The 6,910-nt window shown below is 63.3% G+C and carries 7 protein-coding genes; all 7 read left to right on the plus strand.

Annotated features, from left to right (window positions below):
* The coding region (locus tag MUO23_00845) for an SDR family oxidoreductase (GenBank protein ID MCJ7511497.1) at positions 1-540 on the plus strand (540 nt) is incomplete at its 5' end.
* On the plus strand, positions 534-1,763 hold the full coding sequence (locus tag MUO23_00850) for an acylneuraminate cytidylyltransferase (GenBank protein ID MCJ7511498.1): 1,230 nt from the start codon (positions 534-536) through the stop codon (positions 1,761-1,763). The genes MUO23_00845 and MUO23_00850, both read left to right, overlap by 7 nt.
* A gap of 3 nt (positions 1,764-1,766) precedes the next feature.
* On the plus strand, positions 1,767-2,651 hold the full coding sequence (locus tag MUO23_00855) for an N-acetylneuraminate synthase family protein (protein MCJ7511499.1): 885 nt from the start codon (positions 1,767-1,769) through the stop codon (positions 2,649-2,651).
* Between the two features lie 71 nt (positions 2,652-2,722).
* Complete coding sequence (locus MUO23_00860) at positions 2,723-4,267, plus strand: hypothetical protein (GenBank protein MCJ7511500.1); 1,545 nt, start codon at positions 2,723-2,725, stop codon at positions 4,265-4,267.
* A gap of 51 nt (positions 4,268-4,318) precedes the next feature.
* Positions 4,319-5,119 (plus strand): class I SAM-dependent methyltransferase, encoded by an 801-nt coding sequence (locus MUO23_00865; GenBank protein MCJ7511501.1) that lies wholly within the window; start codon positions 4,319-4,321, stop codon positions 5,117-5,119.
* Positions 5,120-5,135: 16 nt separating this feature from the next.
* Positions 5,136-5,768, plus strand: coding sequence for a PIG-L family deacetylase (locus MUO23_00870; GenBank protein MCJ7511502.1), 633 nt, complete (start codon positions 5,136-5,138; stop codon positions 5,766-5,768).
* Positions 5,765-6,910: hypothetical protein (locus tag MUO23_00875; protein MCJ7511503.1), on the plus strand; the 1,146-nt coding region annotated here is incomplete at its 3' end. The genes MUO23_00870 and MUO23_00875, both read left to right, overlap by 4 nt.

The raw sequence follows: 6,910 nt of genomic DNA on the forward strand, positions 1-6,910 counted from the left end.
AACAGCGCCGCGCTCGATCCCAAGTTCGATCGGGAGCACAGTGATCGGCCGGCCGGGGCCTTCGAGGATTTCCCGCTCGACGCCTGGAATCAAGCGCTGGCCGTCAATCTCACCGGCGCCTTCCTGTGCGCTCAGGCGGTGGCGCCCATCATGTTGCCTCAGGGCCGCGGGGTGATAGTCAACATCTGCTCGACCTACGGCCTGGTAGGACCGGACCAGCGCATCTACCAGCGCACAGGCGAAGCACCCAGGTTCAAACCGGTGGTCTACTCCGTCACCAAAGCGGGCATCCTTGGGTTGACCCGCTACCTGGCGACGTACTACGCTGGACAAGGGATCCGTGTCAACGCCCTCACGCCGGGCGGGGTCTTCAACGATCACGACGACCAGTTCGTGCACAACTACAGCGCCCGAACGGTGCTCGGGCGTATGGCCCACAAGGATGAAATGAATGGGGCGCTGCTCTTCTTGGCCTCGGATGCTTCATCCTACATGACGGGCGCCAACCTGGTGGTCGACGGAGGCTGGACAGCATGGTAGCCCGACCCCATGTCCTGGCCATCGTCCCGGCACGCGGCGGATCGAAATCGATCCCTCGCAAGAACATCCGTCCTTTCTGTGGCCAACCCTTGATAGCCTACAGCATCGCGGCTGGCCTGCAGGCGGAGACGGTTGAGCGTGTCCTCGTGAGCACGGATGATCACGAAATCGCTGAGATTGCCCGCCAGCTCGGCGCAGAGGTGCCCGTCCTCCGACCTGCCGCGCTGGCCACCGATGAGACAACCGACCTTCCCGTGTTTCGGCATGCCTTGTTGTGGCTGGAGCAGGAGCAGAGCTACCGTCCGGACCTGGTCGTGCAGCTGCGCCCCACCTCGCCTGTCCGGCCGCGCAGTTTGGTGGACCAGGCGGTGCGACTGCTCGCCGACCACCCCGAGGCCGACTCCGTGCGCGGCGTCGTCCCTTCCGGCCAGAACCCCCACAAGATGTGGCAGGTCTCGCCGGATGGACGGCTGCGGCCGCTGCTCGAGGTGCAGGGTGTGCCTGAAGCCTACAATGCCCCTCGCCAGGCTCTGCCGCCGACGTTCTGGCAAACCGGGCATATCGACGTTTTTCGGAGATCTACCGTTATGGACAAGGGATCCATGAGCGGCGACGCTATTCTGCCGGTGTTGATCGATCCTGCCTACTCCGTCGATATCGATACCTCTCGAGATTGGGAGCGGGCCGAATGGCTGCTGGAGTCCGGCGATCTGGATGCGGTGCGGGTGGGCCCGAGCAAGCGGCGGCTGCCGGAGTCGGTTTCGTTGCTGGTCATGGACTTCGATGGCGTGCTGACAGACGATCGCGTATGGGTGGATCAGGATGGCGGTGAGGCCGTGGCCGCCAGTCGGGCCGATGGGATGGGCCTGGCCCGGCTGCGCCAGGCCGGCATCCCGGCCATCGTCCTTTCTTCGGAGACGAATCCCGTGGTTGCAGCCCGATGCCGGAAACTTGGGATTGAGGCGATACAAGGCGTCGGTGACAAGGGCCAGGCTCTGTTGGAGATCCTCCGCTCGCAAGGGGTGCCGGCTCATTCAACAGTGTATGTAGGGAATGATCTGAACGACCTGCCTTGCTTCCCCCTCGTCGGCTGGGCGGTTGCGGTTGCCGATGCACGGCCGCCGGTCCGCCTCGCCGCCGACTATGTCTTGCGCAACCCCGGCGGGCACGGAGCGGTCCGTGAATTGTGCGATCTTGTCTTGGAACAGACTCACAAGAGGTGATGCATGGCGAGAGAGGTCAACTTACGCGGGCGAAGGGTCGGAGATGGATACCCCGCCTTTATCATCGCCGAGATCGGGATCAATCACAACGGCGATGTCGAGAACGCCAAACGCTTGATAGACGCCGCCGCCCATGCCGGTGCAGATGCGGTTAAGTTCCAGAAGCGGACTCCTGAGCTTTGCGTCCCCGTGGATCAGCGGGATCAAATGCGGGAGACCCCCTGGGGCTACATTACCTACCTGGAGTACCGCCACCGGATGGAATTCGGCCAACAGGAGTTCAAGGCGATCGACAACTACTGCAAGCAGAGAGGAATGCAGTGGTTCGCCTCGGTCTGGGATGAGCCTTCCGCTGACTTCATGCAGCAATTCGACCCGGCGTGCTACAAAGTGCCCTCGGCTTCCTTGACCGATCACGGTCTGTTGTCCCACCTGCGTCGGACCGGGGGACCGCTCATCCTGTCGACCGGGATGTCGACACTGGAGCAAATCCAGGCGGCCGTCGGCATCCTCGGCACCGAGGACCTGATCATCACCCACGCCACGAGCAGCTATCCTTGTGAGCCGGAAGAGCTCAACTTGCGCATGATCCCTGTGCTGCGTGAGCTCTTCCCCTGTCCGGTCGGCTACTCCGGTCATGAAGTCGGTTTGGTGCCTTCCGCAGTCGCAGTGGCCCTGGGCGCCAGCGTGGTCGAGCGCCACATCACCTTGGACAGGGCGCTGTGGGGCAGCGATCAGGCGGCCTCGGTAGAGCCGAGCGGTTTCGAGCGCCTGGTCAAGTACATCCGAGTGGCCGAGCAATCGCTCGGAGATGGCGTCAAGCGGGTGTATGACAGCGAGCGGCCTTCGCTGCGCAAACTTCGGCGGTTTGAGACGGAGGCCAGCTGAGGGAAATGCGTCCTGCCGATTTCCGGCTGAGGCTTGCCACAGGGCGCGCTCGAAGTCGGTTGAGTTCCCAGGTGCGGGCGGTCGAAGCCCATCTGCGACAGCCGGCAGGGAAGGCGGAAGTTGGAGCGCCCGTCTTGTTCTTCAACGCTTCGACTCGTATCCATCGCCTCAGCCTGAATGCGGCCTTCAGCCTGCTGGCCAGCTGGGCGGTGCGGGCAACGGGCACTCCGGTCGCGCACCTGGTGTGTACGATGGGGATGCAGCAATGTCCGCTCGGAACGCAGCGCACCCGCCTCTCGGACCCACCGCCGTGCCGGGCGTGTACCAACTTCGGGGCCGTGATCTTCCCTCCGCAACATGTACTTCCCCTCCGCATGGACCCCGAAGCCAGCCAGGCGGTGGCCCGGCTGCACGACGCCCCGCTGGCGAGCCTGATCGGCTGGGAGTGGCAGGGGCTGCCGCTGGGGCAGTTGTGCCTGCCGTCCCTGCTCTGGGTCCTGCGGCGGCACGATCTGGAGGACTCCCAGCCGGTGCGGGGCCTGCTACGACAGTACCTGGCTTCGGCCGTCAGTCTGGCCAAAGGCTTCGCCCTATCGATAGACCTTGTGAGCCCGCGGGCGCTGGTGGTCTTCAACGGCATCATGTTCCCTGAAGCGACCGCCCGGGCCGTCGCCAGGAAGAAGGAGATCCCGGTCGTGACGCACGAGGTTGGCTTGCGTTCGATGTCGGCCTTCTTTTCCCCCGGGGATGCAACGTTCCGCGAGTTGGAGCGGCCTGTCCAAATGGAGCTCAGTTCGACCGAGGCCGCGCGGCTGGATGCCTACCTGGCGCAGAGGTTCGAGGGGCAATTCAGCATGGCGGGGATCCGGTTCTGGCCCCAGATCAAGCCTTTGCCGGAAAGCCTGCAGGCTCGCCTCGCCCGATTTGGCCGCATGGTCGCCGTGTTCACGAACGTCGTCTTCGATACGAGCCAGGTACATGCCAATACCCTCTTCCCCAGCATGTTCTCTTGGCTGGAAGACCTGGTCGAGGCCATCGACGCCAACCAGGACACGCTCTTTGTCGTGCGGGCCCATCCCGACGAGGATCGACCGGGGAAGGAGAGCAAGCAGAGCGTTGCGGACTGGGCGCAAGCCAGTCGGATCGCTGCTCGTGAGAACTGCATCTTCGTCGGTCCCTCGGAGTACCTCAGCTCCTATGCCCTCATCCAGCGCTCCAGTTTCGTGCTGGTCTACAACTCGTCGATCGGACTGGAGGCGACCCTGCTCGGCGTCCCGGTTCTGTGTGCCGGCCGGGCGCGTTACACCCAATGGCCGACCGTGACGTTTCCGACCTCGCTTTCCGAGTACCGCCGCCTGCTGAGAGAGTACCTCGGCTCGGCCCATGTGCCTTTCGATGAAGGCCACCGGCTGCACGCTCGGCGCTTCCTGCACGATGAGCTCTTCATGGCCTCGATCGACTTCTCCAACTTCCTGGAACCATTCGAGCAGGCCCCCGGGATGGTGCGCCTCCGGCCGTTCCGTCCCGAGAGCTACTTCGAATCGAGAGAGGCCGAGATCCTGGCGAATGGAATTGTGGATGGGAAGCCGTTCCGCTACGACTGGCTGCAGGCGTAAGTCGGGAAGGGCAGTCGGCAGACAGGACATCGAGATTGGAGGATGCCCGACATGAAGATCGAGTACAAGGAAACGACCGATGATCTGCTTCAGCGGATCGACATCCACCAGAAGTACGGAAGCAAGGACATCGACACCTGGATGCTGGATCTGCTCAAGCCGCTCAAGGGAAGCCGCATACTGGATGTGGCCTGCGGCGCGGGAAAGCAGTGTCTGACCTTCCACCGCTACCTGCAAGGCCAGGCGGCCATCACCGGCGGCGATGTTTCCGACGACCTGCTGCTGCAGGCGCGTCGGGCGAGCGCCGAAGCCGGTGCCTCTGTCAAGTTCGAACGGTTGGACTTCGACCAGCCTTTGCCTGTTGAGAGCTCCAGTTTCGACCTGGTGTCTTGTTGTTTCGCTATCTACTACGCGGCCGACCCCGCCTTCACCGTCGGTGAGATGCACCGTGTGTTGAAACCCTCCGGCCGACTGTTTACCACGGGCCCTATGCCGGAGAACAAGCAGCTGTTCTATGAAGTCATCCGCGAGGCCACCGGCCGTCCGATCCCTCCCATGCCGGGCAGCTCCCGCTACGGGAGTGCGATCCTGGACGCCATCCAGGCTCAATTCAACCGGGTACAGGTCGACATTTTTGAGAATCCGTTGGTCTTCGACACGGTCGAGCCGTTCCTGGCTTACACGCGTGCCTCTCTGAACGAGGATCGCAGGATCTGGGCATCGTTCTTCCAGGGGCAGGAGGACTTCGAGCGGGTCATGGGCCAGATTGCGGAGGCTGCCTCCCGTCGACTCGCCCGAGATGGAAAGCTCGTGATGACCAAGGTCGTGGGCGGTTTCACCGCCACGAACTGAGTCGAGGAGGGGCAGGGTGATCTTCTACGGCGAGAAGCTGCTGTTTCTTGGCGCCCATCCGGACGATATCGAGATCGGCTGCGGCGCCCTGCTGGCCCACGTGTCTGGAAAGGCCGAGGTCCTTTGCGTGACCCTCTCGGATAACCAGAAGAATCCAGCCCTGAAGAACGTCGTCGACGAGCACTATCAAAGCATGGAAGTGCTCGGTGTCTCCCGTGAGAAGGCTATCGTCAAGGACTTCGAGACACGCAACTTCGTCCGGGACCGCCAGCAGATCCTCGAGTATCTGTACGAATTGAGCACAACCTACCGCCCGGCGATCGTCTTCGCCCATAGCCAGGCCGACATGCACCAGGACCATGGCGTGGTCACGATGGAAGCCCTGCGGGCATTTCGGGGGACAACTGTCCTCGGATTCGACGTCCTGCGCAGCAGCCACGGCTTCTTCCCATACTTCCTGGTGGAGGTTAGCCAGCGAGACGTGGACAAGAAGATCGAGGCGCTGTCTCAATACAAGACCTACGCCGACAAGTACTACTTCGACCCGGAAGTCACCCGCTCTGCGCTGATTCGCCAGGGCGCCATGGCGGAACGGCCCTATGCCGAGGGCTTTGACATTCTGCGGATCGTCAGTCGATTCGCGGCGTGAGCGCGGCAGGCAAACCCGAGTCCGTGTTCCGGTCTGAGAGGGCCAACGAGCGTCTGCTATCCGCAGCCGCGGCGATTGTGTTGATCGCCGGGATCGGCCTCAATCTGTTGGCCCTGGCCAGCGGGGACCTGCCCGTCTACCTGAAGCGGATCTGGAGAAACCGAGACCGGTTGTCGATCGACCGAAGCGCAGCGCTGTTCCTGGGGGCGGCCGGCGCGGACTACGTACAGTTCATCCGCCAGTACATACCCGAGGATTCTCTCGTGGTCCTCGCACCGGGCTACCCCACCGGGCACGAGGGGATCATGGAGTACTTCCTCCTGCCTCGAATGGTGGCCGCCTGCGAGGCCCCTTACGAACAATGCGCCAAGGCCCATCAAGGGCCGCAAACCTTCGTCCTGGCAACCCGAGGCTACTCGCTGCCAGACCCGGAGCCGCTTGGTTACGTTTTTGTCCCCTTTGCCGAGGAGAATTGGGAGTTCCAGGGCCTCTACGCGCCGTTGGGAGCGACCCTCGCAGCCACGGCCCCGCCCCGCCCGGGTGCGGGAGAGCTGGTGGGCGAGGCGATCGAGGGCATTGCCCTCGTCCTCAGTCTGGGCCTGATTGGCTTGTGGGTGGGTCTGGCCCTCGGAGGGACGGGCCGACCTTTCCAGGTTCTGGCGCTGGCCTTTCCACTGGGGGCCGGGCTGGTGACCTTCACGTTGTTCCTGCTGTCGTGGACCGGCCTGCCTCTGGAACCGTGGTTGTTGCTCATAGTCCTGATGGGGTGGCTAGTGCCAGGCATCGTTGGCTGGCGACGGGGTGTCTCGGATTGGGCCAGGCGGATCGCCCGCGGCGCGTCGCAGGCCCGCCATGGCTGGGGCGCCAGGGAGATGACGCTGCTGCTGTTCCTGGTGGCGGGCGTCGCATTGTCCGTTGGAATGGCGGTCGGCCTATCGTACTTTGAGGATGATGAGCTGGCGATCTGGAGCACTAAGGGCTACGGCATGGTCCTGGAAGCGAGCGTCCAAGGGGGAGTCGAGTGGGGCGCGCATGGACTGGCCTATCCACTCAATGTTCCCCTCCAGATCGGGCTCTTCCGGCTGGTGACAGAAGACTGGATTCCGATTTCGAAAGTTCTTTTCCCGCTCTACTATGGCTCC

The sequence above is a fragment of the Anaerolineales bacterium genome, assembly GCA_022866145.1.
In the GTDB taxonomy this organism is placed as follows: Bacteria; Chloroflexota; Anaerolineae; order Anaerolineales; family E44-bin32; genus PFL42.

What these genes read in the sequence shown, in the direction of transcription:
- MUO23_00850 (MCJ7511498.1), top strand. Translation starts at nt 534, where the DNA reads ATGGTAGCCCGACCCCATGTCCTGGCCATCGTCCCGGCACGCGGCGGA.
- MUO23_00855 (MCJ7511499.1), top strand. Translation starts at nt 1,767, where the DNA reads ATGGCGAGAGAGGTCAACTTACGCGGGCGAAGGGTCGGAGATGGATAC.
- MUO23_00865 (MCJ7511501.1), top strand. Translation starts at nt 4,319, where the DNA reads ATGAAGATCGAGTACAAGGAAACGACCGATGATCTGCTTCAGCGGATC.